The sequence below is a fragment of the Arthrobacter yangruifuii genome (genome assembly GCF_009192775.1).
In the GTDB taxonomy this organism is placed as follows: domain Bacteria; phylum Actinomycetota; class Actinomycetes; order Actinomycetales; family Micrococcaceae; genus Arthrobacter_B; species Arthrobacter_B yangruifuii.
On record NZ_VTFX01000001.1, the window covers coordinates 510,843 to 536,947 of the forward strand.

27 protein-coding genes and 1 tRNA gene are annotated in these 26,105 nt (G+C 65.5%); 9 read left to right on the forward strand and 19 right to left on the reverse strand.

All coding sequences use genetic code 11. The features are described from left to right. Positions 1-34 precede the first annotated feature (34 nt). Entirely contained in the window at positions 35-1,504 is a 1,470-nt protein-coding gene (locus tag GD627_RS02515) for a S10 family peptidase (RefSeq protein WP_152271219.1), read from the reverse strand. 206 nt (positions 1,505-1,710) lie between these two features. On the opposite strand from GD627_RS02515, the gene GD627_RS02520 reads away from it, so the two are divergent. Further along, on the forward strand, positions 1,711-2,592 hold the full coding sequence (locus GD627_RS02520; protein ID WP_146360414.1) for a manganese catalase: 882 nt from the start codon (positions 1,711-1,713) through the stop codon (positions 2,590-2,592). 90 nt (positions 2,593-2,682) lie between these two features. Here the strand turns inward: GD627_RS02520 and GD627_RS02525 are convergent, their stop codons facing one another. The 6 genes from GD627_RS02525 to GD627_RS02550 all read right to left on the reverse strand — a co-directional run bounded on the left by GD627_RS02525 (position 2,683) and on the right by GD627_RS02550 (position 8,806). Next, positions 2,683-3,060 (reverse strand): hypothetical protein, encoded by a 378-nt coding sequence (locus GD627_RS02525; RefSeq protein ID WP_194265932.1) that lies wholly within the window; start codon positions 3,058-3,060, stop codon positions 2,683-2,685. Between the two features lie 20 nt (positions 3,061-3,080). Further along, the gene (locus GD627_RS02530) at positions 3,081-4,673 is read right to left on the reverse strand and encodes a DHA2 family efflux MFS transporter permease subunit (RefSeq protein ID WP_281349954.1); all 1,593 of its coding nucleotides are present in this window, start codon (positions 4,671-4,673) and stop codon (positions 3,081-3,083) included. 329 nt (positions 4,674-5,002) lie between these two features. Then, entirely contained in the window at positions 5,003-5,419 is a 417-nt protein-coding gene (locus GD627_RS02535; protein WP_210250440.1) for an META domain-containing protein, read from the reverse strand. Continuing rightward, the gene (locus tag GD627_RS02540; protein WP_146360416.1) at positions 5,410-6,405 is read right to left on the reverse strand and encodes a magnesium and cobalt transport protein CorA; all 996 of its coding nucleotides are present in this window, start codon (positions 6,403-6,405) and stop codon (positions 5,410-5,412) included. Before GD627_RS02540 ends, GD627_RS02535 begins: the two co-directional genes overlap by 10 nt. A gap of 160 nt (positions 6,406-6,565) precedes the next feature. Then, entirely contained in the window at positions 6,566-8,485 is a 1,920-nt protein-coding gene (locus GD627_RS02545; RefSeq protein WP_152271220.1) for a heavy metal translocating P-type ATPase, read from the reverse strand. A 96-nt stretch (positions 8,486-8,581) separates the two neighbouring features. Beyond that, a complete protein-coding gene (locus tag GD627_RS02550; RefSeq protein WP_152271221.1) occupies positions 8,582-8,806 on the reverse strand; it encodes a hypothetical protein in 225 nt (74 codons plus the stop codon). A 144-nt stretch (positions 8,807-8,950) separates the two neighbouring features. Between GD627_RS02550 and GD627_RS02555 the strand changes: the two genes are divergently transcribed. Beyond that, positions 8,951-9,469, forward strand: coding sequence for a mycothiol transferase (locus GD627_RS02555; RefSeq protein ID WP_152271222.1), 519 nt, complete (start codon positions 8,951-8,953; stop codon positions 9,467-9,469). A gap of 5 nt (positions 9,470-9,474) precedes the next feature. Continuing rightward, entirely contained in the window at positions 9,475-9,732 is a 258-nt protein-coding gene (locus GD627_RS02560; RefSeq protein ID WP_152271223.1) for a hypothetical protein, read from the forward strand. Between the two features lie 38 nt (positions 9,733-9,770). Here the strand turns inward: GD627_RS02560 and GD627_RS02565 are convergent, their stop codons facing one another. Beyond that, entirely contained in the window at positions 9,771-10,175 is a 405-nt protein-coding gene (locus GD627_RS02565; RefSeq protein ID WP_194265933.1) for a four-helix bundle copper-binding protein, read from the reverse strand. Between the two features lie 210 nt (positions 10,176-10,385). Here GD627_RS02565 and GD627_RS02570 point away from each other — a divergent pair. From GD627_RS02570 to GD627_RS02585, 5 genes are all read left to right on the forward strand, one after another. Beyond that, positions 10,386-10,458, forward strand: a tRNA-Ala gene (locus GD627_RS02570). Positions 10,459-10,644: 186 nt separating this feature from the next. Continuing rightward, complete coding sequence (locus GD627_RS16550) at positions 10,645-10,785, forward strand: hypothetical protein (RefSeq protein ID WP_186764171.1); 141 nt, start codon at positions 10,645-10,647, stop codon at positions 10,783-10,785. A gap of 63 nt (positions 10,786-10,848) precedes the next feature. Next, positions 10,849-11,409 (forward strand): GNAT family N-acetyltransferase, encoded by a 561-nt coding sequence (locus GD627_RS02575; RefSeq protein WP_152271224.1) that lies wholly within the window; start codon positions 10,849-10,851, stop codon positions 11,407-11,409. Positions 11,410-11,418: 9 nt separating this feature from the next. Continuing rightward, the gene (locus tag GD627_RS02580; RefSeq protein ID WP_246165271.1) at positions 11,419-12,348 is read left to right on the forward strand and encodes an ABC transporter ATP-binding protein; all 930 of its coding nucleotides are present in this window, start codon (positions 11,419-11,421) and stop codon (positions 12,346-12,348) included. After that, complete coding sequence (locus GD627_RS02585; protein WP_152271225.1) at positions 12,345-13,220, forward strand: ABC transporter permease; 876 nt, start codon at positions 12,345-12,347, stop codon at positions 13,218-13,220. Before GD627_RS02580 ends, GD627_RS02585 begins: the two co-directional genes overlap by 4 nt. A 222-nt stretch (positions 13,221-13,442) precedes the next feature. On the opposite strand, the gene GD627_RS02590 is transcribed toward GD627_RS02585, so the two are convergent. Next, entirely contained in the window at positions 13,443-15,248 is a 1,806-nt protein-coding gene (locus GD627_RS02590) for an HNH endonuclease signature motif containing protein (protein ID WP_152271226.1), read from the reverse strand. Positions 15,249-15,501: 253 nt separating this feature from the next. Beyond that, on the reverse strand, positions 15,502-16,047 hold the full coding sequence (locus GD627_RS02595) for a GNAT family N-acetyltransferase (RefSeq protein ID WP_246165273.1): 546 nt from the start codon (positions 16,045-16,047) through the stop codon (positions 15,502-15,504). A 107-nt stretch (positions 16,048-16,154) separates the two neighbouring features. Here GD627_RS02595 and trxB point away from each other — a divergent pair, with 107 nt between their 5' ends. After that, on the forward strand, positions 16,155-17,132 hold the full coding sequence (gene trxB / locus GD627_RS02600) for a thioredoxin-disulfide reductase (protein WP_152271227.1): 978 nt from the start codon (positions 16,155-16,157) through the stop codon (positions 17,130-17,132). Between the two features lie 53 nt (positions 17,133-17,185). On the opposite strand, the gene GD627_RS02605 is transcribed toward trxB, so the two are convergent. From GD627_RS02605 to GD627_RS02645, 9 genes are all read right to left on the reverse strand, one after another. Next, the gene (locus tag GD627_RS02605) at positions 17,186-18,445 is read right to left on the reverse strand and encodes an Nramp family divalent metal transporter (RefSeq protein WP_152271228.1); all 1,260 of its coding nucleotides are present in this window, start codon (positions 18,443-18,445) and stop codon (positions 17,186-17,188) included. Between the two features lie 161 nt (positions 18,446-18,606). Next, complete coding sequence (locus GD627_RS02610) at positions 18,607-19,098, reverse strand: DUF5684 domain-containing protein (RefSeq protein ID WP_152271229.1); 492 nt, start codon at positions 19,096-19,098, stop codon at positions 18,607-18,609. 61 nt (positions 19,099-19,159) lie between these two features. Beyond that, positions 19,160-19,522, reverse strand: a complete 363-nt coding sequence (locus GD627_RS02615) for a DUF1622 domain-containing protein (RefSeq protein WP_152271230.1) — start codon at positions 19,520-19,522, stop codon at positions 19,160-19,162. Between the two features lie 156 nt (positions 19,523-19,678). Continuing rightward, the gene (locus GD627_RS02620; RefSeq protein WP_152271231.1) at positions 19,679-19,972 is read right to left on the reverse strand and encodes a hypothetical protein; all 294 of its coding nucleotides are present in this window, start codon (positions 19,970-19,972) and stop codon (positions 19,679-19,681) included. A gap of 81 nt (positions 19,973-20,053) precedes the next feature. Beyond that, the gene (locus GD627_RS02625; RefSeq protein ID WP_152271232.1) at positions 20,054-20,431 is read right to left on the reverse strand and encodes a hypothetical protein; all 378 of its coding nucleotides are present in this window, start codon (positions 20,429-20,431) and stop codon (positions 20,054-20,056) included. A 169-nt stretch (positions 20,432-20,600) separates the two neighbouring features. Continuing rightward, a complete protein-coding gene (locus tag GD627_RS02630; protein WP_146360443.1) occupies positions 20,601-22,067 on the reverse strand; it encodes an amino acid permease in 1,467 nt (488 codons plus the stop codon). 229 nt (positions 22,068-22,296) lie between these two features. Continuing rightward, entirely contained in the window at positions 22,297-23,652 is a 1,356-nt protein-coding gene (locus GD627_RS02635; protein WP_152271233.1) for a GntP family permease, read from the reverse strand. Between the two features lie 55 nt (positions 23,653-23,707). Beyond that, the gene (locus tag GD627_RS02640) at positions 23,708-24,919 is read right to left on the reverse strand and encodes a glycerate kinase (protein WP_152271234.1); all 1,212 of its coding nucleotides are present in this window, start codon (positions 24,917-24,919) and stop codon (positions 23,708-23,710) included. 107 nt (positions 24,920-25,026) lie between these two features. After that, positions 25,027-26,103, reverse strand: coding sequence for a CdaR family transcriptional regulator (locus GD627_RS02645; protein ID WP_152271235.1), 1,077 nt, complete (start codon positions 26,101-26,103; stop codon positions 25,027-25,029). Positions 26,104-26,105 lie beyond the last annotated feature (2 nt).

Genomic DNA, 26,105 nt, shown 5'->3' on the forward strand with positions numbered 1-26,105 from the left:
CCCGGCGGACCCCGGCGTACCCCGGCGTACCGGGTTACTCCGCCCCGGTGACAAACTCCGCGAGGTTCCGCAGCTGGTCTGCACGGCATTCGGGCTTCACATACATCATGTGCCCGGCCTCGTAGTAGTGGTGTGTGAACCGTGCCCTGGCGTCCTCGGACAGCCGCATGTGCGCCCACACGTACTCGGCAGCAGAGTGCGGGGTGGCGCCGTCGTAATAGCCGTAGTCCACGTGCACCCGCAGGGCCGGGTTGTGCACCAGCAGCCGCTCCAGGGTGCCGGTGACATCCACGGGCACACCTTCGAAGCTCTTGTAACTCCACGGCTGGACGCGGCCGGTGAGGATCTCGTACGGCAGGTCATTCTCATAACCCAGCTCGGCACGCAGATAGTGGTTGACCGCCGCCGAATAAGGTCCGTTGATGGCCACCAGGCTGGGGTCATCCCAGTTGATCCAGTCCTGCTGGTGCTCCGGCGCGGCCGTGAACCGTCCGTCGATGCGGCCCACCGCCAGGTTGTCCTCCCGCAGCAGCTCCGCGGAGAACATGGCGTAGTCCCACCGCAGGTTCGTCCGACGGATGAAGCCCTCGCTCAGGGTGGTGATCGCGGCGAGGCGGGCCACGACGTCGTCGTATTCCTCCCCGCTCAACCGCGCACCGCGGTGCAGGGCGTAGGCATAGCCGCGTGAGGCATATTCTTCGGCTTCGCGGACGACGTCGGCCAACTCCCGGCCGGGATGGCGGCCGTGGTAGTGGGCGATGGCCGCGTAGGTCGGCAGGTGCAGCGGATACGGGGTGTCCCGGCCGGGAGCGAAATCCAGGGTGGCCATGTTCAGGACGGTGGAGATCAGGCCCAGGCCGTTGACCGCGAGGCCGTAGGCATCGAACAGGTTTCCGGCCACCGCCACGGCGCGCAGGGTGCCGTAGGATTCGCCGACCAGGTACTTGGGGCTCAGCCAGCGGTTGTTGCGCGTGGTCCAGAGCCGGATCACCTCGGCCACCAGGTCCCGGTCCTCCTCGAACCCGTGGAACTCGGCGGCGTCGTTGCCGTCCACCACGCGGGAGAAACCGGTGTTCACGGGGTCGATCAGCACCAGATCCGCGTGCTCCAGCAGGGTCTGCGGGTTGTCCACCAGACCGAACGGGGGAGGGGTCAGCGCACCGGCGTCACCCGAGTCCACCATCCGCGGTCCCAGCAGCCCCATGTGGAGCCAGACGGAGGAGGATCCCGGCCCGCCGTTGAACGCGAACACTACGGGGCGGCGGTTGGGGCCGGTCTCGGGTGCGTCCGCGGTGTAGGCGACCAGGAAGATCTCCGCCTTGGGCAGGAACCCGTCCGACTTCCCGTCTTTGACCTCCTCCTTGCGGAAGACCATCCGCCCCGTCGTGGTGGTGTAGTCCAGGCCCGAGGGCAGGGTGTGGCGGCGGACGGCAAAGTCGTCCGTCACCTGCGGGGATCCGGGCTGCGGCGGGGCGGGCGTTTCGGGGTGTTCGGGGGAGACCATGGGAAGCAGACTACCTGTGCAACCGCCGGCGGTGCGGGACTGAAACGGTCCAGTCCGCAGTTCTTGCCGGTCGCCCGGTTACCTCGTTTGTTAGCTCTTCCATGCACTCAGGCCGGGGTTTACGTTGGGAGCACCGTGACCGGCGGCGCGGCACCCGACAGTGGGAGTGGTCTCAGGCGGCCGGTCCATAAGGTGCGGAGGATTGCATGTTTTTCCATAAACAGGAACTCCAGTTCAAAGCCACTCCGGACAAGCCGGATGCCGTGTACGCCCGCAAGCTCCAGGAAGTGCTCGGCGGACAGTACGGCGAAATCACTGTGGCCATGCAGTACGAATTCCAGGCTTGGAATGCGCACATTCCCGGCAAGTACCGGGATCTGCTCTACGGCATTGCCGCTGAGGAAATGGGCCATGTGGAGATGCTGGCCATCATGATTGCGCAGCTGCTGGAAAAGGCGCCCCTGGGTATTACCGACGACGCCGTCCAGTCCGATCCCACGGTCGCAGCAGTGGTGGGCGGCATGGATGTGCAGCACGCCATCGTGGCCGGTGCCGGTGCCCGTCCGGTGGACAGCAACGGAAACCCCTGGACCGGCGGGTACGTGACTGCCAGCGGCAACCTGCTGGCCGACTTTACGTCCAACGCCAACATTGAAATGCAGGGACGCCTCGCCGTCGCCCGGCTCTACCATATGACCGATGACCACGGGGTCCGGGATCTGCTGGCCTTCCTGCTGGCCCGCGACACGATGCACCAGAACCAGTGGACCACTGCGGCCCTGGAACTTCAGGCGGAGAACATGGAACAACTGCCGGTCCCCAGCAACTTCCCGCTCAACAAGGAACACCGCGAGGTGTCCTACCAGTACCTGAACTTTTCCGACGGCGAGCATGCGAAGGAAGGTTCCTGGGCCAAGGGTCCGGCGCCGGACGGCAAGGGCGAATTCAGCTACCACGACGGGCCAACGACGTCGGCTCCGATGCCCCCGCCGACCCGCCCGGACGCGCGGTATTACGGCACCACCGACGTGCCCAATCCCGTGGAGAAGGCGGCAGGAAAGGCGCAGGACAAACTGAAGAAGGAGTAAACCGGCCGTGCCTGAACGAGGAGACGTAAACCGGGCGGGGCGGAAACCGGGCGCGGCCAGGAGGCCTGCGCCCGGTTTTGTGCCGAGTGGCTACGCCGGAGTGCGGATTTCCCGTGGCGGCTGCATTTCCTGGGATGCCGGACCGGGACCGACCGCGGCCCCGTCCGCGGGCTCGACGGCGGGCTCGTCCGCCCTGCCGAAGTAGTACGCCAGGAAGAAGGCCATGGAGACGGCTCCGGCCAGCAGGGCAGCGCGGTCGCGGGTGCCGGCCACGCCCCGCCCTAGGAGCGCGGTGCCGCCCACGGCGTTGACGGCGCTCCAGGCAGCGTTGGTTACGGGACCGGAGAGCCCGACACCGGGAGGCGAGGCAAACGGTGACGGGAATTCCCGGCCCTGTACCGCGCTGACTCCGTGCGGTACCGCGTTGGCCAGGAGGACCCCGGCGAAGAACTTCGAAACCATAGTCATGGGGTGAGCGTACCCGTAGATCAGTTTCTGCTGTCCGCCGCGCCTGCAGCGCCCCGGTCCGCTGTGTCCACGGCGTCCACGGTGCCCCGGTCCGCTGTGTCTACGGCGCCTCGGGAATCCGCGGTGTCCCCCGTGCCTGCTGCGGCCTGCGCGCCGCGGGAAGTGAGCTCGGGAGCAGGCTTGGCGTAGAACAGCGACGCCAGCAGCGCCACGATAATCACGGCCGCCGGCAGGAACAGGGACTGTCCCATGGCCTCGGAGTAGCCTGCCTTCAACGCGTCCGGGAACGCCCCGGCAGCCGGTGCGGTCCCGCCGTCGGCTGCACCCCCGCCCAGGTGGGCGGTGAGCCGGGACTGCATGATCGCCGCGATGGCGCTGCTGCCGATCACCGCACCGAACTGGCGGGTGGTGTTGTAGACGCCGGAACCTGCGCCGGCGACGTCGGCCGCCAGATTGCGGGTCGCCGTGAGCGAGACGGACGGCCAGATGCAGGCGTTTGCCAGGCCCATCAGCATCATCGGCAGGACAAGCTGCCAGTACGGCACATCCGGGCTAAGGAGTGCGCCGAGCCAGAGCAGTGACGCCGCCATGGCCGCGAAGCCGAAGACGGCAATGAACTTGGGGTTGCCGCGCTGTACGGTCTTACCTGCGATTGGGGCCAGGACGCCCGACAGGACCGCCATGGGGGCCAGCAGCAGGGCTGCCTGCGTGGGGCTCAGCCCGCGGACGTTCTGCGCGAAGAGGATCAGCGGCAGGGAGAAGGCCGTCACTGCGAACCCCATGCCGGTGATGGAGATGTTGGCCAGGGAGAAGTTACGGTCCCGGAAGAGCTTCAGCGGAAGCAGCGGCTCGGCGCGGTTCAGGTGCTGCCAGAGCACAAACAGGGCCAGCAGCACGATCCCGGCGATGATGAGGGACCAGACGGAGATGGGTCCGGCGATGGTGCCCCAGTTGTAGCTCTCGCCTTCCTGGATGCCGAAGACCAGGGCGAACATGCCCGCCGCACTGAGCAGCACACCCAGGTAGTCGAAGCGGTGCACGGCCGTGGAAAGCCTGGGCACCAGCCGGTAGGCAAGGATGAAGCCCACGATGCCAACGGGCACGTTGATGAAGAAGATCCATTCCCAACCCAGTGCGTCCACGAGGACACCGCCGAGGATCGGTCCCACCAGAGTGGCGACGCCGGCAGTGGCACCCCAGAGGCCCAGTGCGGTGCCGCGCTGGTGCGGCGGGAAGATCCGGGTGATTACGGACATGGTCTGCGGGGTCATCAGTGCGGCCCCGAAGCCCTGGAACACGCGTGCGAGGATCAGCGCATCCACGCTGCCCGCGAAGCCGCACCAGAGGCTGGACAGGGTGAAGACCACCAGACCGATCAGGTATACCCGCCGCGGACCGAACCGGTCCCCGAGCCGGCCGGTGATCAGCAGCGGCACGGCGTAGGCCAGCAGATAGGCGCTGATGACCCAGATGACCTCATCCAGGCCGGCGCCCAGGTCCTCCATGATGGCCGGGGTGGCGATGTTCACGATCGTGGAGTCGACGAGGATCATGAAGAATCCGATAACCAGGGACCAAAGTGCCGGCCACGGTTTGATAGTGGAGTTATTCAAAATGTGTTGCCGTTCGGGAGTAGTGGGGAGAAATTGCGGGGAAGCTGTCCGGGTGGGCTGCGGAGAGCCGCCGTGCCTGGCGAGGACCGGGGACCCGGACCCGACGGACCGCAGGGGCCAGACGGACCGGAAAAGCCGAGGTCTATTCTCGACCCGTCTGCCCTAGACGCAAACCCGTCACCGCGCCCCCGTATTCCGTCCCGCCGTAAACCCTGTGGCCACCTGCGTCGAAAACCGCGCCGTTGCGCGGTTTTGTGGCGAACCGCAGCGAACCCATGGCGGACCCGCGGCGCACCCGTGGCGAACCCGTGGCGAACCGGCACGGAAGGCTAGGAACCGGCGCGCGGACGCTGAAGAACCCCGATTTCCATGCCATCCCGGTCGTAGACCCGCAGGGTGTCGCCGTCCAGGTCAGCGGCGACGCCGGCGGCAAGCCAGGTGTCAATGCCCTGGCAGAACATCATGGTGGAGGCCATGTCCTGCAGGGTGACCCGCGTTCCCTCGATGCTCCAGTGGCCCATCAGCCGGTTGCAGCCGTCGGTTCCGCTGACCCGCCCGTCGGGGTCGAACTCCAGCGACGGCGCTTCGGTATTGGCCGTATCGCCCCAGACGCCGGTGACATCGGCATCCCGTGCGGCGCCGTCGTCGTTCCCCGATGCATTGCCGCACGCCGCCAGCGGGAGGAGCCCGAACAGCAGCAGCGCGGGCAGCAGGGCCGTGGCGGCGTGCCGGGGAGTCAGAGCCACTTGTTCCGCTTGAAGGTCAGATACAGGATGACGCCCATCCCGAGCATCGCCAGGATTGCCAGCGGGTATCCGAATTCCCAGCCGAGCTCCGGCATGTTTTCGAAGTTCATTCCGTATATGGTGCCCACCAGGGTGGGGGCAAAGAGGATGGCGGCCCAGGAGGAGATCCGTTTCACCTGCTCGTTCTGCTCAATGCTGGTCTCTGCCAGGCGGTTGGATGCCAGCGTGGAGGAGAGGGTGAGCGCGTTGTCCAGGATTGCCCGGTAGGCGTTGACCCGGTCGATCAGGCGGAGCACGTGGTCCATCACGTCGCCGAGATTGTCATGCAGGCCCGCGGGGATGCCGTACTGGTCCGCCTGCTGGCGCAGTGCGCCCACCACGGTTTCCAGCGGGCTGATGGCGCGGTGGAACTGGATGACCTCGCGGGAAAGCTCATAGATGCGGCGGGAAACTTCCGCGTCGCCGCCGAACAGCTGGTCCTCAATCTCGTCGATGTCGTTTTCCAGCCCGGCGGCCACGGGGGCATATTCATCCACCACCTGGTCCAGCACGGCGTAAAGCACCGCCTGCGGCCCAAGCGCCAGCAGATCCGGTTCCTGTTCCAGTCGCTTGCGGACACGGGCCAGGTCCGGGGACTCGGCATGCCGGACGGTCACCACGAAGTTCGGGCCCACAAACAGGTGCAGCTCACCGAACTCCACGCGCTCGGCGTCGTCCAGATAGCGGGCGGGACGCAGGACAAGGAACAGCTGGTCACCGTACTGTTCCAGCTTGGAGCGCTGATGGCCGGCCAGGGCGTCTTCGACAATTAGCAGGTTCAGGCCGAATTCCTCGGCCACGGCCAGCAGCTCCACTTCATCCGGGCGGTACAGCCCGATCCAGGCCATGCCGCCGGAGCTGCGGGTGAGCTCGAACGTTTCATCCATGCTGTCGGGGTCATGCCGGCGTTTACCGTCCACATACACCGCGTTGTCGATCAGCGTCATGGGCATTCCCTTAGCGTCGAAACCATGCACGGCACCCGCCGTGCAGAACAATGGGCAGCACCCCCGGCACTGAAGGCCCGGAGCACTGCCCATTATCCCCTGCTCACCGGTGTCGGCGTCGCCAGATGCCCCCGCAGGCCGGCCGCTGCCTAACCTCCGCCTATACGGGGTCCGTCGCGGGCCCCGGCGCGGCCACCGGGCGGGCCGCCGGAACCTGTTCCTTTTGCGTGCTGCCCCGCGGTCCGGTCAGGGCGCGCAGCGCGTTGAGGATGGCGGCCAGGTCCACCAGTTCCTGGATCAGTGCACCCGCCACCGCGGGGATGAACCCGAACGCGGCGGTCACCATCAGTCCCAGGCTGAGGGCGATGCCCAGCCAGATGCTGCCCAGCGCCACCCGCATAGTACGCCGGCCGATCTCGACGGCGTCGGCCACCCTGGCAATGTCATCGGCCACCAGCACGACGTCGGCCGACTCGCTGGCGGCGGTGGACCCGCGCGCCCCCATGGCGATGCCGACGTCGGCCGCCGCCAGCACCGGGGCGTCATTGACGCCGTCGCCCACCATGACCACCGGACGCGGGGACAGCGAGCGGACGGCGTTCACCTTGTCCGCGGGCAGCAGCCCCGCCCGGACATCCGTAATGCCCAAGCCTGCGGCTACGGCGCCGGCGGTGGCCGGACCGTCACCGGTGAGCATCACTGTCCGGCGGATGCCCAGGGCCGCCAGCCGGCTGAGCGTGGCCGCGGCGTCTGCCCGCACAGCGTCGCTCATGATCAACGTGCCGGCAAAGCGGCCGTCCACACCGATGTAGACCACCATCTGCCCGGGCTCCAGATGGGCGGGCACGGTATCCGGGGCAGCCTCCGCCACAAAGCGTTCCTTGCCCACCCGGACCGTGTGTCCGCCCAGCACGGCCTCGACGCCGTTGGTTGCCACTTCCTGGGCGGTGTCCGCGGATTGCAGGGCCAGGCCGTGGGCGGCTGCAGCCTGCTGCACCGAGGCAGCCAGCACATGGGAGGAATACTGCTCGGCGGAGGCGGCCAGGCCCAGCACGTCATCAGTGCTGAAACCCGGCTGCGGACGGATCGCCACCAGCTCGGGGTGCCCGTGCGTGAGGGTGCCCGTTTTGTCGAAGGCAGCGGTTCCGGCCCTGGACAGCTGCTCCAGCACGGCTCCGCCCTTGACGATGATTCCGGTCCGGGCCGCGCGGCTCATACCGCCCAGGAAGGCGACCGGGGCTGCGATCAGCAGCGGGCACGGGGTGGCCAGGACCAGCACTTCGGCAAAGCGGACCGGGTCCCCGCTGAGCGCCCAGGCCAGCCCGGCGATCAGCAGCGACACGGCGGTAAAGGGCACCGCGAACCGGTCCGCCAGGCGCACCACGGGCGCCTTCGAATCTGCGGCCTCGGCCACCAAAGCGACAATGCGCTGGTACTGGCTGTCCGCCGTCGTCGCGGTGGCCCGCAGCAGCACGGCGCGGGTGCCGTTCACGGAACCGCTCATCACCGCGTCCCCGGTTTGCCTGCTGGCCGGAAGGGACTCGCCGGTGAGGGAAGATTCGTCGAAGTCGGCGGGCCCGGAGACGAGTGTTCCGTCCACGGGGACCACTTCGGCGGGCCGGATCAGGAGCAGGTCGCCGGGGGCTACCGCGGTGGCCGGAATGTCCTCGGTACCCAGCTGGGTGTTGCCGCGGGGAAAGCGGTGGGCAATCTGCGGCGCCCGCGCCAGGAGGGCGTCGAGTTCGCTGCGCGCCCGGCCGGCGGCGTAGTCCTCCAGCGCCTGGCCGCCGGAAAGCATCAGGACGATGATCAGCGCTGCCAGGTATTCACCCACAACCACTGTGGCGACTATGGCAATGACGGCGAGGATGTCCAGTCCCCAGTGTCCCCCGAGGATGTCCCGGACCATGCCGGCGGCGGTTTTCGCGGCGACCGCGGACGCGAAGACACCGGCGGTCCAGGCTGCGGCAGTGCCGGCACCGAAGAACTGCAGGAAGAGGAACAGCACACCGACGAGCAGGGTTGCGAAAACCAGCGGGTAGCGGCGGACCGCGTTGGTGATCCGGTTCGAAGTCTCCATGCCTCTGTTTTAGGCCTGCCCGAGCTGGCTTTCCAGCAAGCGAAAGCTCTCCTAACTTTCCGGCCTCAGCTCCGTTCCTCGTCCGTCCCGGTGCTGTTACACGCCGCGCCGTCGGCTGAGCAGCCCGGACATCAGCAGGAGCAGCCCGCCGGCCAGCGGCCAGAGGACGTACATGCTCAGAAGGGCGCCGAAGGCCGCGACCACCAGGCAGATCAGCATGGCAGCGCAGACCAGGACCATTCCCAGCACGATCCGGGTCTGCCCGCGGTGCGGTGACGGGATGGGTGGAAGCCACGCGGGACGTTCATCAGTCCAGCTCATGCGGGCCAGTCTAGGACTGCCGGCCGTGGATGGAACCGCCCTGCCCCGGATTTCTCCTTTCACGGCCAAACCGCTCTTCACGGACCCCGGCCACCGTGAAAGGATGACGGCACCGTACCGCCGATGCAGAGGGAACCTGCCGCCATGAACCAGAGCGATCTCCTAGTTGACGCCTTCGGGCGGGTCCCCGGCATTGTCCGCAGGGTCGTGAACAATCTGGACGCCGCTGCGCTGAACCACCGTCCCTATCCTGAGGGAAACTCCGTTTCCTGGCTGATCTGGCACCTGAGTCGGGTGGAGGACCATCAGATTGCCGAGGTGGCCGGGCAGGAGCAGGCCTGGACCGCAGATGGCTGGGCGGAGCGTGTAGGGCTGCCGCTCGCCGTGGAAGACACCGGGTACGGGCATACCTCGGAGCAGGTGGGGCTGGTGCAGGTGCACTCCTCGGAGCTGCTGCTGGGGTATTACGACGAGGTGCACTCCCGCACCGAGGCCTTCGTCTCGGGGCTGTCCGAGGAGGAACTGGACCAGATCGTGGACCGGGCGTGGGATCCGCCGGTGACGCTCGGCGTCCGGCTGGTAAGTACCCTGGCGGACTGCCTGGAGCACGCGGGCCAGGCGGCATATGTCCGGGGCATGGTGTTGGCACAAGCAAGGGGGTAGGCGGCGTGAGGCAATCGATGATGAAGCTCTTCGGGGACCGGGAAGATCCCCGGATCCGGATCAGGGAGACCTACTGGCCCGATGCCGCGGATCCGCAGGCAGCGGCAACACATTGGGCGGTTGCCGCCATCCGGGCGAGGGGGCTGGATCCGAAAGATCCCCGGGACGGGATAGCCGCCGTCGCCGCCCTCCGTGCGGCGAAACCGGAACTGACGCTGAAGACCGCCGCGTTCCTGGCCAGGAGCGCCGGCAACAGTGCCTGACCCGGCCTGACCCTGCGGTGCCTCAGTGTGATGCCGGCCTAGCCGAGCGAGGTGAGCAGCTTTTCGCACGCGTTAATGCAGCGTTGGCAGGCTTCTGCGCAGATCCGGCAGTGCTGATGCATTGACGCGTGCTGCTGGCATTCTTCGGCACAGGCAGCGCAGGCGGCGATGCAGGCGTGCAGCAGGCTGGCCGTCGCGGGTCCGGAGGCTGCCGTCCGGGAGAGCACTGCTGCGGCGGCTGCGCAGATGTCGGCACAGTCCAGATCCGTGCGGATACAGCTGAGAAGATCCCCCACCATCGCCTCGCTCAGGCACGCATCAGCGCAGGCGTTGCAGACCTGTGCGCACTCTGCGCAGGTACGCAGGCAATCGGCGAGGAGGCGGGGATCCGAGGTACGGGGTCCGCCGGGATGGTTTTCGAACATTTCCGTGATCAGGGCCATGGCGTTCTCCTTGGATGCGGGGAGCTTCGCAGTGCCGCTTTCCCCGGCCGGACCGTGCTGGTTCCTCGACCGTAGCGAGCGGCTCCGGGCATGCCAAGGGACCTGACGGTTTGGCGGGCGCCGGAACGCGTGATTAGAATCGGTGTAGCCTAGCGGGGTGGTTGTTCAGCCCAGTGTGAACTGGGGTACGACGCCGCATGGTGCAGTTTCGGGGCTTTAGCTCAGTTGGTAGAGCGTTTCGTTCGCAATGAAAAGGTCAGGGGTTCGATTCCCCTAAGCTCCACAGTTTGTAGGGTCTGTTTTCTTGTAGATCAAGGAAGCAGGCCCTTTTTGTCTGCCCGGATTCCGGTGCCCGCCTGCCCGAAGCGCGGCGAAACCGCTGGGGTGTGTCGTCGGCCCGGAAGCGGGGGTGGTGGACACAACATGTTTTCCGGCCGCAGGGGTGCGGCACAATGCCTAGGCTGGAAGCATGAAAGTCACCGGCATCATCCGTCCTGTCGAAACCCGTGAACTGGAAGCCGAGGGAGAGGGATTCCTCGAAGCCCGCGAGGCGCTGCAGCAGCAGGTCCCCGAGGGTTGGCAGCTGATCATGGTGACCACCCACCCGTAGTTTTCCGGGGCGGACGCGAGGGCATCGGACCGGTGCCGGAACCGGCGCGCTAGACTCGCCCGCATGTCTATCACCCTCCGGAAGATGACTCCCGACGACGCCGGTGCGGTCACGGCCTTCCTGTCCTCCAATCGCTTCCCTTTCCATATGAATGCAGCCCCCACGGAAGCCGAGGCGAGCCGTCGGGTGGCGGCGGGGCACTTCTGGGGTGGGGAATCCCAGGGATTCTGGGTGCAGCACGATGATGATGACATTGGGCTGGTAGTCCTGGAGGACCTGGCCGACGACAATCCCGTGTTTGACCTGCGGCTGGCCGAAGAACACCGCGGCCGGGGCCTTGGGGTCGACGTCGTGCGTGCCCTGTGCGCATTGGCGTTTACCGAATTGCCGGAAATTGTCCGGTTCGAGGGCCAAACCCGCGAAGATAACCTTGCGATGCGCAAAACCTTCCTGCGCGCAGGATTCGTGAAGGAGGCCCACTACCGGCAGGCGTGGCCGACGGCGGACGGTTCCCGGGTCGCCTCCGTGGCCTATGCGATACTTCGGTCTGACTGGGAACAGAACACGGTGACTCCGTTGGAATTCGACGACCTGTTCCTGGACCATGAATCTTTCCAAGGCTAGGGGAACCGATTGGAAACAACGGAAGCTGCGATTGCCGTTCGAGGACTGACTAAGCGCTACGGCAGCATGACCGCTGTGGATGATCTGTCCTTTGAGGTGGAGGCAGGCAGCGTGTTTGCGTTCCTGGGGGCCAACGGTGCGGGGAAGTCCACCACCATTTCCTGCCTGACCACGGTTCTGCCGTTCGACGCCGGCACCGTCCTTGTCGCCGGACATGATGTGAGCGGCAGCGGAAACGGAGTCCGCGAAGCCATTGGAGTGGTGTTCCAGGATTCGATGCTGGATCCCATCCTCACCGGAAGGGAAAACCTCCAGACCCGGGCCCGCTTCTACTCCGCGGACAAAGCGGCCAACAACGCCCGCATTGAAGAGCTGGGCGGGATGGTTGGCCTGGAGGACTTCCTGGACCGGCGTTACGCCACCTATTCCGGCGGACAACGACGCCGGGTGGACATCGCGCGGGCACTGCTGCACTCGCCGTCGATCATCTTTCTGGACGAACCCACGGCCGGCCTGGATCCTGCCAGCCGTGCCCTGGTTTGGTCCACCATCCACGACCTGCGCGAAAACCATGGCCTTACCGTGTTCCTGACCACCCACTACATGGAGGAGACCGAGGAAGCGGACCGCGTCTGCGTAATTGAGAAGGGCAAGATCATCGCGGACGGTACCCCCACCACGCTGCGGGCCCGGTACAGCAGCAGCATCCTCTCGATCACTTCCGCCGATCCGACGGCGTTGGCATCCCTCGCGGGCGACCTTGGCGTCGATATCGCCGGTGCGGACGGCAAAGTGCTGCGGCTGCGGGTGGACCGGTCCGACACCGCCCGTCGACTTCTTGCGGCGCACGGCGACAGCGTCCTGGATTTCGAATTCCGCCACGGAACCATGGACGATGTTTTTCTGGCCTTGACCGGCCGGCAGGTGGAAGCAGCATGAACGTAGTCCTGGATATCACCGGGCGGAACCTGCGCCTGTACTTCCGTGACCGGCTCAACGTGTTCTTTTCCCTCCTCGGCGCACTGGTCCTGTTCCTGCTGTACACCCTGTTTCTGGGCAACCAGCAAACCGAAAGCCTCGCCGAGTCCTTTCCACTGGCTTCCAAGGAGGACATCAAAGGCCTGGTCGACGCGTGGATGTTTGCCGGGATTGTGGGAATCACCGCGATCACCACGGGACTCGCGGCGGTGAACGTGATCGTGGACGACACCGCAACCGGGCGCTTCCGCGATTTCCTCGTGTCACCGATCAGCCGAGGGCAATTGGTACTGGGCTATCTGCTTTCGACAGTGGTGATCGCCCTGATCATGACCACCGTGGTGTTCGCCGTGAGCCTGGCCTACCTGGCGGCGGCCGACTCCGTGGTGCTGACCGCAGGACAGGTGGCCCGCACCTACGGTTATCTGGTGCTCAGTTGTGCCGCCTTCGGCGCGCTCAGCGCTTTCATTGTCACCTTCGTCCATTCGCCCGGATCTTTCGCGGCGCTGTCCACCCTGGTAGGAACCATCCTTGGTTTCGCTGCCGGGTCCTACGTTCCGGTGGGCGCCTTCCCTGAAGGGGTGCGGAATGTTGTGAGCGCGCTGCCCTTTATGCAGGCCTCCATGGTGGTGCGCCAGGAAATGACCGCCGGGCCCCTGGACGAAGTCACGGACCAGCCCGAAGCAGTTGCCCAGGTGCAGGAGATTTTTGGCATCACCGCTCGGGTGGGCGACTGGGACGTGCCCACGGGTTATGTGGTGTTTGTGTTGGCAGCCATGGTGGTGGTTTTCATCCTGCTGGCGGCGCTGCGCATCCGGTCCCGCATCCGCTGAGCACGATCGATGTCGGCCGTAAGCACGGTCGATGTCGGCTGTACGGGAGGCGGAGCGCTGGTTCCTAAGAGGCGCCCCGGACACTGGTCCGTGCCAGGGTAACCAAACATTGGTTTTTACGAATAGGCACGAACGCTTGCTCGTAGGGCTGGACCCGGACGTCCGGAAGGGCAGTTGGAATGCTGATTCGCATGTTCCGGAAGCTCATGTTCGGAAAGTTCCTCAGAACGGTGCCGGTTCCTGCGGGCTGTCATCCTCACCCAGGGTCGATTCCGTGCCCGGCGGACCAGCGGTGTCGCGTACTACCCCCAGTTCCAGGAAGGGCTCGGTCCGGTAGACCCGTCCCGTCGGGGACGTCCATTCCATCACCCCGGGTGTGGGTTGGGTGGCTTTCCAGAACCCCAGAGTCTTGAACCGGTGGTGCCGGCGGCAGAGGTGTTCCAGGTTTCCGTGTTCGGTGTCGCCGCCTTTTGCCCAGTCGGTGGTGTGGTCGATTTCCGTGACCGCGGTGCTGACCCTGCAGCCGGGGAACCGGCAGGTCCCGTCGCGTGCCCGCAACCAGCGGGCCAGTCCGGCGGGGACTTTACGGCGTCTGCCTACCCCGAGGATCTCTCCGGTGGTTGGGTCCTGGGCCAGTCCGGTCCAGTGGACGGCGTTGCGTGCGAGTCTGCGGGCGGCGTCGGCGCTGATGGGTCCATAGCCGTGGAGTTCGGCCGGCTGTTCGTCGGCTCCGAAGAGGGTTTCGGCGTTGATCAGCACCATGATCTCTGCCCGCGGCAGAACACCTGCGGGACCCTCTTTGCCTGAATCGCTATCCGATGCGTGTCCTGGCTTCGAGGCACCGTCTCCGCGGGGTGAACCTAGGCCGCCCATGAGCAGCTGGGTCAGGATGTCGGCCCGCAGCTGGTCCGTTGTCCGCAGGTCCCCGTCAGCCTGCTCACCCCTAGCCGACGTACACAGGGCCGTGTATATCTGCTGGGCATGTTCGGCCCGTAGATGGGCGGAGAGCCAGGACATGCCGTCCTCGTCCCGTTCCAGGACCACTTTCCGTTTCTCGAACGCTGTCCGGCGCCGTTCGGGAATGGTCTCGGGATAGGTTTTCTCCCGCAGCCTGCGGGCTTTGGCGCAGAACTGTGGCCGGGTTATGCCTTCGGCTTTGGCGAGCAGTTCGGCCTCGAACTCGGGAAGTTCCGCGGAGGGTATGTTCTCGCACTGATCCAGGACCACCTGGGCGTGCGCATAGGAGAAGCGTCCTTGTTCCAGTCCGGTCAGGGTGGCGGTATGGGTGGTGCAGAGTCTGCCGGCTTCGACCATCATGCCTTGGGCGGTGGTCTGGGGAACGTTCAGGATCGCGGCGCATTCGGAGGCGGCGAGGCTGAACGCGAGCCCGGGACCTTCACTGCCGAAGTGCTTGCATACGTCCTTGCGGAACAGTTCCTCCATATGGTTGAGCGCGCGGGCCTGCTGGGCCTGCGTCCACCGGACCAAATGCGACAGACGGGCCAACACCTCACCGGTGGCGTGTTCGTCGAAGGACTCCAGATTCGCCATCGCCAGCACCCCGGTAAAACCGTCGGGAAAGCCATCAACTCCGGTGGCACCAGTGGCTGGTTCCGCAGGTTCAGCGGGTTCGGCAGATTCAGCGGGCTTTGCAGATTCAGCGGCCGCCGACCCTGTGGTGTCCCCTGGATCGTGGCGGGATTCTGCGGGTCCGGTGGTAGTCGAGGCGGACGCGGAATCCGGTGCGGGAATGGGTGCGTCAAAGAGGGTGGCAGCAGGCGCCGAAGCGGCATCGGTGGCCCTAACGCCGGAGGTGGTATCTGTGGAAGTGCCAGTGCCGGTCTGGGTACTGTCGTCGTCGGAGTCCGTACCGTCGCCACCGTCACCACTGGCATCCGGAACCGCCCGATATACCGCCAGCGTGCAGGGCGTGCGTGAAGCATCCGCTTCACCGGTCTGCCCACCCGGCAGCGGGTTGTCGGCGCCTGGTTCTTCGGTTGTCGGTTCGGTGTTCCCGAGCTGATCCATACCCTCAGGATTTCACCCGGCACTGACATTTCCGGCCCGAAAACAGGCCAAAACCGGCCCTCCGGGAAAGCCGGAAATACCTGTCTTTCGTGCGAAATTACCTGCCCTGAAATATGCCCTCCGGGTCAGGTTGTCTCGGACCCCGGGTGAAGCCAGCGGCCGGCATCGGGCAGTTTTTCTGCCGGGGAGGTAACAAGGTAAGGGGCTTATCCAGGCCACCAGGCACAGCATCTCCTTTGAAGGAAAAGACCGCCTACTCAGGAACGGTGCGGACAGCAGAGCCTGCCCCGCCGGCGTCGACCTCGTAGATGATTTCCAGGCCGTCCTCGTCATCCCATTGCTCACCCTTGGCGACAAAACCGTATTGTTCCACGAGGCGCCGGGACGCGGAATTGTCCGGGCTGATAGTGGCACGGACCGTATGGATGGACGGATCGCGGGCAGCCACCTCCAACAACGCCTGGAGTGCGGCCCGAGCGTAGCCCCTGCGCCGGTAAGCCGGATCCACCGAATATCCAACTTCCACCATTCCGCTGTCATCGGGAGGCCCATGGAATCCGGCAACGCCCACGGCCCGCCCCAGCCCGGGATCGTAGATTGCCCGCGAAATCCAGGCCGCGTCTGAGGGGTGCTCCTGCAGCTGGGCACTTCGCATCCGCCACAGCGACTGCCGGTCCTGCGAAAAATGCTCCGTGAGTTCCAACGGCGCCTGCCGGTTGGCTGCGACGAGATTACCGGCGGCGAGCGAATCAATGACGCCGCGGGAAAGCTGAAGCAGTTCGATGCGTACCGCTGCCACTGTGGCTCCTTTGCCGTGTCCGGTACCGCGAAAGCGCGCCCGGGGGTACACACCCTAACCCGCGCCGGGCCAGACTTGAAAGAACGCCGCAGGGAAGGGAAGAGCAGATGGGCACCGATTCCGTTCTCATCATCGGGTCCGGTCCGGCCGGATATACCGCCGGGATCTATGCCGCCCGTGCCGGGTTGAAACCACGGATCCTCGCCGGATCGGTTACGGCCGGCGGTGCCCTGATGAACACCACGGAGGTGGAAAACTTTCCGGGTTTTCCGGACGGCATCCTCGGCCCGGACCTGATGGACAATCTCCGACGGCAGGCGGAGAAATTCGGTGCGCTGGTGGAGTACGACGACGCCGTGTCAGTGGATCTGGCCACCCACACCAAGCGGGTGGCCACCGGCAGCGGGAAAACCTACAAGGCCCGCAGCGTCATCCTTGCCACCGGCTCCGTCTACAAGGAACTGGGACTGCCCGAGGAAAAGCAGCTCAACGGCCGAGGCATCTCCTGGTGTGCCACCTGCGACGGCTTCTTCTTCCGTAACCAGGACATCGTGGTGGTCGGGGGAGGGGATTCCGCCATGGAGGAAGCGCTGTTCCTGACCCGCTTCGCTGCCTCGGTGACCGTCGTCGTCCGCCGGGACGCGCTGCGCGCTTCGCGGATCATGGCCCAGCGGGCCAGGGACCATGCGAAGATCCGCTTTGAATTCAACAGCGAGGTCACCGCCATTTCCGGTACGGACAAGGTCACCGGACTGACGCTCACAGACACCGTCACCGGCACCACGCGGGAGGTGCCGGCGCAGGGAATCTTCGTCGCCATCGGCCATGCCCCGCGGACGGACCTGCTGGCAGGACAGGTGGATCTGGATGGTGAAGGCTATATCAGGGTCGCGGCTCCCAGCACCCAAACCAATCTGGACGGGGTTTTCGCGTGCGGAGACGCCGTGGATCACCGCTACCGGCAGGCAATCACCGCTGCCGGCACGGGTTGCTCCGCTGCGCTGGATGCTGAACGGTTCCTGGCCGCGCAGGCGGATGCGGACAGCATCGCCACCGCTCTGGTGGAAGGTTCCCTGAATCAATAACGCAGTCGGCGGCGGAACGCCCGCCGCTTGCGATGTCCGGCGTGGAACAGGAGTCAGGCGCCGGAAAAGGTCAGCACCAGCAGGGTGATGTTGAGCCCCACCAGCAGCACCGAGACCAGCACCCCCAGTCCCGTGGTCCACCAGCGGTTGCGGTGCGCGCCCATCAGATCCGGCTGTGCCGTCAGCCAGACCAGCGGAATCAGCGCAAACGGAATGCCGAAGGACAGGATGACCTGGCTGAGGATCAGCGCATAGGTGGGATCGATGCCGACGGCGAGGATCGCCAGTGCGGGAAGCAGGGTGATCAGGCGGCGCAGCAGCATGGGAATGCGGACCTTCAGCAGGCCCTGCATGATCTCGGCACCTGCGTAGGCACCCACCGACGTCGACGCCAGCCCGGACGCGAGCAGCCCGACCGCAAACAGGGTAGCCACCGCACCGCCCATTGAGACGGCGATGGCGGCATGCGCCCCTTCGAGGGTGTCGGTCCCCGCCACGCCCTGCAGGGAACCGGCGGCCAGCAGCAGGATGGCGAGATTCACTGAACCTGCCACGGTCAGGGCAATGGTCACGTCCCACTTGGTGGCCGTGATCAGCCGGCGTGTGGTGAGCGTGGCGGTCCGTGCGGGGAAGCGGTCACGCGTCAGCGCGGAGTGGGCGTAAATGGCGTGCGGCATCACGGTGGCACCCAGAATGGACGCGGCGAGCAGCACCGACTCGCTGCCCTCGAAACGGGGCACCAGGCCTTCAACCACCGCACCGCCGTCGGGCGGGGTGAGGAAGACACCGGCCGTGAAGCCGACGGCAATGACCAGCATCAGCGTCACAATGACATATTCGAAGCTCCGGTGCCGTCCGCTGTTCTGCAGTTGCAGCACCACCATGGAGATGCCGCCGGTGATGATTCCGCCCACGAACAGCGGGAGGTCGAAGAGCAGCCAAAGCGCGACGGCGCCGCCGATCACCTCTGCGACGTCGGTTGCCATGGCCACGAGCTCGGCCTGCAGCCAGTAGAGCCGCCGGGCCGGTTTGCGGCCAATGCGTTCCCCGAGCAACTCGGGCAGGCTGCGGCCGGTGACCAGGCCCAGTTTGGCGGAGAGGTACTGGATCAGCCACGCCATGATGTTGCCGGTCACCACTACCCAGACCAGCAGGTATCCGAACTTGGCTCCCGCCGTCATGTTGCTCGCGACGTTGCCCGGATCCAGGTACGCGACGCCGGCCACCAGCGCGGGGCCGAGCAGCCAGAGGATGTTGCGGGGACGGGCCGCAGGACGCGCAGCGGTGTCGGGGGACGGGACGGTACGTGCCATGACAGAAACCTAGCATCCTAAGTTCGGCATGCCTAACAATTTTTCAGGGTCCGCCGCCGGACATCGGTTTTCGCGTTCCGGATGCACGCCGGGAGGACCCCGGAGCAAAGAAGAAGGCGCGCATCCCTGCCGGGATGCGCGCCTTGGACGGATGAAAGGAGTTAGCGTCCGGCCGGCGTGTAGCTGGGCTGGGCCTGGTTGCCCGCACCGAAGGGGGCCTTGCTGGCCTGCGGACCGAGATAGCGGGCGGAGCCGTACGAGAGATAGAAGTACATGATGAAGCTGAAGAGGGCGATCAGCACGGCAATGACGGCGGTCTGGCCGAACACCTTCGCGAGGTTGATCGCCAGGAGCACCACGGCAACAATGTTCAGGAACGGCACCAGGCCAGCCAGGACCCACCAGCCGGACATGCCGGCAATGCGGTACAGAATGACCGAGGAATACACGGGAATGAAGGCTTCCCAGGTCTTCCGGCCGGCTTTCTTGAACATCCCCATCATGGCGAGGCCGCTCAGGACAAGGCTGATGACGAGGATGACGAGGAAACTCGCGATGACCATACCCGGGTCCACGTCTGGGTTAGTGGTGGTGGTGGTAGTGAATTCGGATGCGGAAATCATAAACGGAAGGCTCGAGACTGAATTGATCATGCCGAGAACGATATTTGCTTGGGCATCTATGTCAAGGCTAAAAACTGATTAAGTGGAACTGTTATTTGTTCTTATCCTCCACGGTTTCCACGGGACGCTTCCAGGGCAGGTGCCCTGTCACTTCCAACTGCAGTGAATAACTCAGAAATGTACGAATGAGCACGATAACGGCAAGTATTCCGACCGATTCGAAGGTAGGCGTCACTGCCACGGTGCGGATGATGTCCGCGGCCACCAGCAGCTCCAATCCGAGCAGGATGCTTCGGCCCAGACGCTGGCGGTATTCCTCGTAAACCGGACCTTGCCGACGCAGTGCGGCGGCGAACGCGGCGACGGTGGCGCCCGCGGCCCCGAGGACGATGGCTGCCACCCCCGCCAGGTCCATGAATTCACCCACGGCTTCAATCACATGCTTAAAGTCCACGCGCCAACGTCCTGCCGTCCGGAGCAAGTATCAACGGAACACGGTTCCGTGCGCAGCGGTTTTCGCTGTATTCCTCCATCTGCCCCCGCGCGTTGCGGTGCGTCAAGGGTGCACCGGCCGTGCCGGGACTTGTGCCGAAGTAATCCGCAGATTGGCTCAGGCGGCCAGGGCAGGCTGGTAATAGAAGCGGAAGTCGTCATAGGGGTCACGCCAGGCAGACTCATCCCGGGTAATCCTGCGCACCGTGGGAGCCGGCGTCCACCGGTTGTGGGCCTGGCCGTCGTCGTCAATCCAGTGCAGGAGGACCTCCGTGCGGGTCCAGGCCACGGCCTTCCCATCGACGCTGCCGCTGCCGGTCTGGCAGCGGACGTAGGGTTCCCGGCGGTAGCGGGCGTGGGTGACTGGAGCGGCGGGTGCGACGGGCATCCGGGTGCCGATGGAGGAACTCATGCCTCCACCTTGGCAACTGCCTCTGACATTCCGGTCCAGGACCAGGGAAAGACCGGGGAGGAGCTCAGGCGGTTGAGCGGATCAGGAAGCCAGGTCCCGCCATTTGGCGGCTGCTCGGCCGGTCAGCTCTGCTCCGCGGGCGGCGGCTCGGCCGGGAATCATCCGGATGACAGGTGCCAGCCCGTCCTCCTGCGCCGGGCGGGACTGTGGGGCGGCCGTCGATCGGGCCTGCGATGCAGTCTGTGACCCGGCCTGCGGCTTGTGGAGCACGAGGTATGCCACGCAAATGGGCAGGAAAAGCAGCGAAACAAGTGTCAGAGCGCCGAGGAGGCACACGGCCAGTGCGGCATGAATGGGCGATCCGAAAAGAGCGGCAACAAAATCCGCGGCACCGAAAAGCATCCAAAGCCAGAAAACGGCAATAAGCACTAGTCCGCTGCGTGCGCGACGGAAAAGCATAGTGGACCGCCTCCGCACAGCAGGCATGGTCTGAGACTGACTGCCCATTTGGTAATTCCCCCCGGCTAAGGGCCCAGTTATCCGGAACCCGTACCGCAGATAATAGCCGGTATTTATCGAAGGGGAAGATATGATGCCTGCCGGCATTCCGTGCCTAAGCGGTAACCGCTCAGTTTTCCGGTTGGGGATTTGCCCTCAGGGGCAGGTGCCTTGGACTGTTCGGGTTCAGCAGGGAATGTCGATATCCGTAAAATGCGTAGACCAGGATCCCGATGACCAGCCAGATGGCGAAGCGCAGCCAGGTTTCCCAGTGCAGCTGAAGCATCAGGAATCCTGACGCCAGCACCCCGAAGGCCGGCACCCACGGCATTAGGGGCAGGCGGAATTCGCGCGGGGCGTCCGGTTGGCTGCGGCGGAGCACAATCACGGCCACGCAGACCACCACAAAGGCGGCCAGGATGCCGATGTTGGTCAGATCCGCCACGGCTCGGATGGGGAAGAACCCGGCGAGCAGGGTGGATGCGCCGCCGGCAATCCACGTCACGCGCTGCGGGGTGCCGCGCTTATCGGTTCCGGCGAACCAGCCGGGCAGCAGTCCGTCGCGGCTCATGGAGAACCAGACCCGGGTGACGCCCAACAGGAAGGTGAGCATCACGGTAAGGATGGACAACACCGCGAAGGCTGAAATGACGGTGGCGATGACGGGCAGTCCAACCGATTGGAAGGCCGAGGCGAAACCGGCGGTGGGGCTGATGTCACGGTAATTCTGCATGCCGGTCAGTACCAGGGTGGCCAGAATGTACAGGACCATCGCCACCCCCAGGGACAGCAGGATGGCCTTGGGCATGTGTTTCTTCCCGTCCTTGGCTTCCTCTGCGGCGGTGCTCATGGCGTCATAGCCGAAGACGGCAAAGAATACGGTGGCGGCGCCGGTGAACACCGCCCCGAAACCGCTGGGCAGGAACGGTGTGTAATTGTCCGTATTCACGTAGAAGAATCCCAGCCCCACAATGAACAGCACCAGCAGGACTTTCAAACCCACGGCCACCAGCTCAAAACGGCCGAAGGTTTTGGTGCCGCGGCTGAGGATCCAGGTGATGAACAGGCACACGACGGCGGCGGGCAGGTTGATCAGCCCACCCTGGATAGTATCCGCGGTGCCCTGCATCCAGACCGGCATGTCGATGCCGAAACCGGCGAGGAACTCGGTGAAGTAGCCCGAGATGCCAATGGCCACCACGGCCACAATGGCCGTGTATTCCAGGAGCAGATCCCAGCCGATGAACCACCCGATCAATTCGCCCAGCGCCACGTACCCGTACGTATAGGCTGAGCCGGCACGCGGCACCATGCCCGCAAACTCGGCATAGGACATGGCCGCCGCGGCGCTGGCCAGGCCTGCAACCAGGAAAGAAATCAACACCGCCGGACCCACCGGGGAAGCATCCGCACCCCCGTTGGCCACCAGCCCGGCGAGGGTGAAAATACCGATGCCGATAATGCCACCCACACCGATAGCGGTAAGCTGCCACAGCCCGAGGCTCTTGAATAGTTTGGTGCCGGACTTTTCCTCATCGACGTCGTCAATGGGCTTCCGCCGGAGGAAGGACCTTCCCCCGCCCGAAGTGATGGCCATATCCGCTCCGATCCGTCTGCGGCTTACGCCGTCGGGACTGGGCGCCGTCCAGAGCCCGGGCGCCCGCTACGGCAGCAGTATGAACCCGCAGCGTACGGTCCGGATACCCCTCCGGCCGCTTTTCCGGACGGCCGGAGGAAGCCGGAGAAAGCCGGGCGGCAGGGTGGGGAAATGCCGGGGAAACAGGTACATTCCGTGCCGCAGCCTCAGGGTGTCAGAGCTTCACGTGTCAGAGCATAAACAGGCTCAGCACCCAGACCGCCGCGAAGCCGGCAACGCCCTGTACAGCGGTGGCCGGAGTCAGAGTGCGGTAGGCCGTAGCCGTGGGGATCCGGCTGAACTGCGAAACCACCCAGAAGTAGGAGTCGTTGGCGTGGGACACCACCATGGCGCCGGCGCCGATGGCGAGAACCGCCAGCACGGGACCGGCACCGGTGGCCAGGCCCAGCGGCTCCAGCAGCGGGAGCAGCATGGCCGACGTCGTGACCATGGCCACCGTGGACGAGCCCTGCGCGGTCTTCAACGCCGCCGAGATGACGAAGGGTACGGCGATACCCAGCCCCAGTGTCGCCAGATTGTCGGAGAGGAAAGCGGTGATCGGGCTCTTGCCCAGCACTCCGCCGAAGGCCGCACCGGCGCTGGTGATCAGCAGGATGGGGGCAGCCAGCACAATGGAGTCGGTGATCTGGGTGTTGAAGCTGGTGAGCTTGCCCTTGCCGTTGAGCAGGAACACGGCCGCCACCAGGCCAAAAGCCAGGGCGATGACCGGTGTGCCGATAAAGGTGACGGTGGCGGCCAGGCCGCCTGCACCCATCGGGGCACCGGGCAGCTTGGCTATGGAGGACAGGCAGATAAGCAGGATCGGCAGCAGAATCGGCAGGAAGGCCATAAAGCCGCTCGGCAGCTTTCCGTACTGCGTCTTGAGGTCCTCGTAGCTGACATCCGCTTCTTCGGCGGGGACGGGCAGCAACTGGATGTCCTTCTTCAGGAAGCGGTTGGCATAGAGCAGCGCGGCCCCGGCCGACACCGCAGCGACCACCAGGCCCAGGCCGATCAGCAGGCCCAGGCTGTCCACGACATTGAGGTTGGAGGCAGCAGCCAGCGGCCCGGGCGTGGGCGGAACCATCGTGTGTGTGGCGTACAGGCCGGTCATCAGCGCAATGGACATAGCCACCAGCGACACCTTGGTCCGCTCCGCCATGGCTTTTTTCAGCGAATTCAAAATGATGTATCCGGAATCGCAGAACACCGGAATGGAGACAATATAGCCGATGATGCTCATGGTCAGGGTGGGGAACCGCGTCCCCAAAACCTTGATCAGTGCATCAGCCATGGCAATCGCTCCGCCGGAACGCTCCAGGATCACGCCTATCATCGTGCCGAACAGGATCACCAGGCCGATGTTGCCCATGGTGTTGCCGAACGCCGTCGTAATGGTCGGAATGATTTCCTCAACGGGCAGCCGGAAGGCAAATGCACCGATGAGCGCTGCCCCAAGCAGGGCGAGGAAAGGCGAGATTTTAAGCTTCGCCGTGACGACGACAATGCCGATCACGAGCAGCAGCAGTATCAACAGATCAATCATGGGGTTCCTTTAAAGCGAAAAACGTCGATGTTTATCAACAGGACAAATCATGGAATCACGCGCTTTCGGCGAGTCCAAAACTCCGCTCGGTGCCCGGCAGGAACGCCAGCCCGCAGCAGGCCCGAGCAGCGGCATCCTCAATGAGCAGCTCCGCATTGGCGGTGAGTTCCGCCAGGGTTGCCGGTCCGCGGGCAATGGACACCGCAACCGTGATCCCGGCCTCCATGCTCTGCGCGGCGCTGAGCTGGACGGTTCCCGCGACCACGACGAGCGGACTGGCCGACGGCGCAAGACGCCGGACCGCATCCACTACCTTGCCGCCCAGCGACTGGGTGTCCAGGCAGCCCTCGCCCGTCAGCACGACGTCGGCATGGGCCAGGGCCGCCCGCAGGCCAACCGCATCACTCACCAGTTCCGCGCCCGGGACCGTTTCCGCTCCGAGCAGCGCGACCAGGGACAGCGGCAGGCCGCCGGCGGCACCGAAACCGGGGGCCGTGAGGTAGGTTCCGGGACGGCCGTTTGACTCCACAGGAGGACGGAAATCCGTGAGGACCCGGGCCAGGTTCGCCAGGCCGGCGTCCAGCAGCTTCACATCTTCCGGGCCGGCCCCCTTTTGCGGGCCGAAGACGGCGGCGGCTCCCTGTTCCCCGCAGAGCGGGTTGGCAACGTCCACGGCGACCCGCCATTTTACGGCTGCCGCGCGCGGGTGCAGCCCGGAAACGTCAACCGTGTGGATAGCGCCCAGTCCGGCGCCGCCCGGAGCCACCGGGTTGCCGGTGGCATCAAGGAAACGCACCCCGAGGGCGGAAAGCAGCCCGGTGCCGCCATCGGTGCTGGCCGATCCGCCGATGCACAGCAGGATCTCCTCGACGCCCTCATCCAGGAGGTGCCCGGCAATGGTGCCCACTCCGTAGCTGTCCGCGCGCAGCGGCTGCAGGGGTACATCTAATACGTCGGGAAGCCCGTTCCCCTCGGCCGCTTCGATGATGCCGGTAAGTCCGTCGGCGGACACCCCGTAACGGGCCGTTTTCGGGCGGCCCAGCGCGTCGGTGGCGGCGGTGAACAACGGCGGGCAACGCCAGGCAGCCAGCAGCGCATCGAGGGTCCCCTCGCCGCCGTCAGCCATCGGAATTTCGATAATCCGGGCGGCCGCGCCGAAAGCAAAGCGTGCCCCGCGGGCCATCGCAGCGGCCGCGCCGGCGGCGGAGATACTGCCTTTAAACGAATCAGGCGCAACAACAATCAGGGGCGGGCGGGAATTTGGCACCCTTTCAACATTAGTGTGCCTGCTCTCACAGACCTATGGCTGTTTTAGCCATAATATGCGCCGTCTTCGTGCAGAGGAGCGGCCATATTGCACACCGAGATAGCCGATTACACCCGGGCCGCAATTAAGCCCAGCCGCAGTGTTAACGCGTGGTTTGCGTCCCGGGGGTTCAACTGTGTGATCTCCGCGATGCGGTCCAGCCTCTGGATGACGGTGTTCCGGTGCGCAAAGAGGACACGGGAAGCTTCGGAAATTGACCCGCCGGCGTCCAGGAAAGCGGCCAGCGTTGTCCGCTGGGTATCGGTCAGGTCCGAGATGTGTGCGGCCAGCAGCCCGGCAGCCTCGCGGGGCATGCAGGCCACCGCCAGTTCGGCGCTCAACTCCCGAAGGTGAAGAACAGACTGCGTCGACGGGAGAAGTTCCGGACGGGCGACAAGCAGGTTGAGGGTCTTCGCCGTGGACTGGAGCGTCCCCCCTGCGCTGCAGGCACCACCCAGCAGCAGCACCGAGCCGCTGGCCGACACCGCATCGGCGAGCGCACCGGTGTCGTGGGCAGCCAGCAGGACCCAGAGAGCGCCCTGGAAGGAAGCCGAGCGGTAGCGGTCCGGCCGGGCCAGCACGTCACCGACCAGGCCGGAACGTACCGGGAGCCGGTGGACTGGACGGCCCGTGGGGGTACGGTCCAGGACCGCCGCCATCCTCCAGGGTCCGGGCAGGGACGGGGAGCCGGCGGCCAGTTCCCGCTCTACGGACGCCGAGGGGGCGCCGCCGTTGATGAGGCGGGCGAGCAGTTCCCTGTTCCGCGCCTCACGCAGTGCGGTACTGTCCATTTCCCGGTCGCGCTCCAGCAGCAACCGGATGGTCAGGACCACCACGTCGGCCAGCGGCATCACCACCTCGGGTGCGCCCGTCAGGCCAACCACTCCCACCACGGCACCGTCGAGTTCAATTGGACAGTTCACGCCGGCCCGCATGCCGTCGCGTTCCCCCGCATGCCGGATGACGACGGGGGCACCCGTTGCCACAACCTCCCGGGCACCTGCATGCATCGTCCCGATTCGGGAGGCATCCCGCGAGGCGATGATGAGTCCCGCGGCATCCATGACGTTGACGTTGTGGCGGAGGGTGGGGGAGATACGGTCCACGACGCGCTGCGCCAATGCACCGCCTAACGGCGCTGACATAA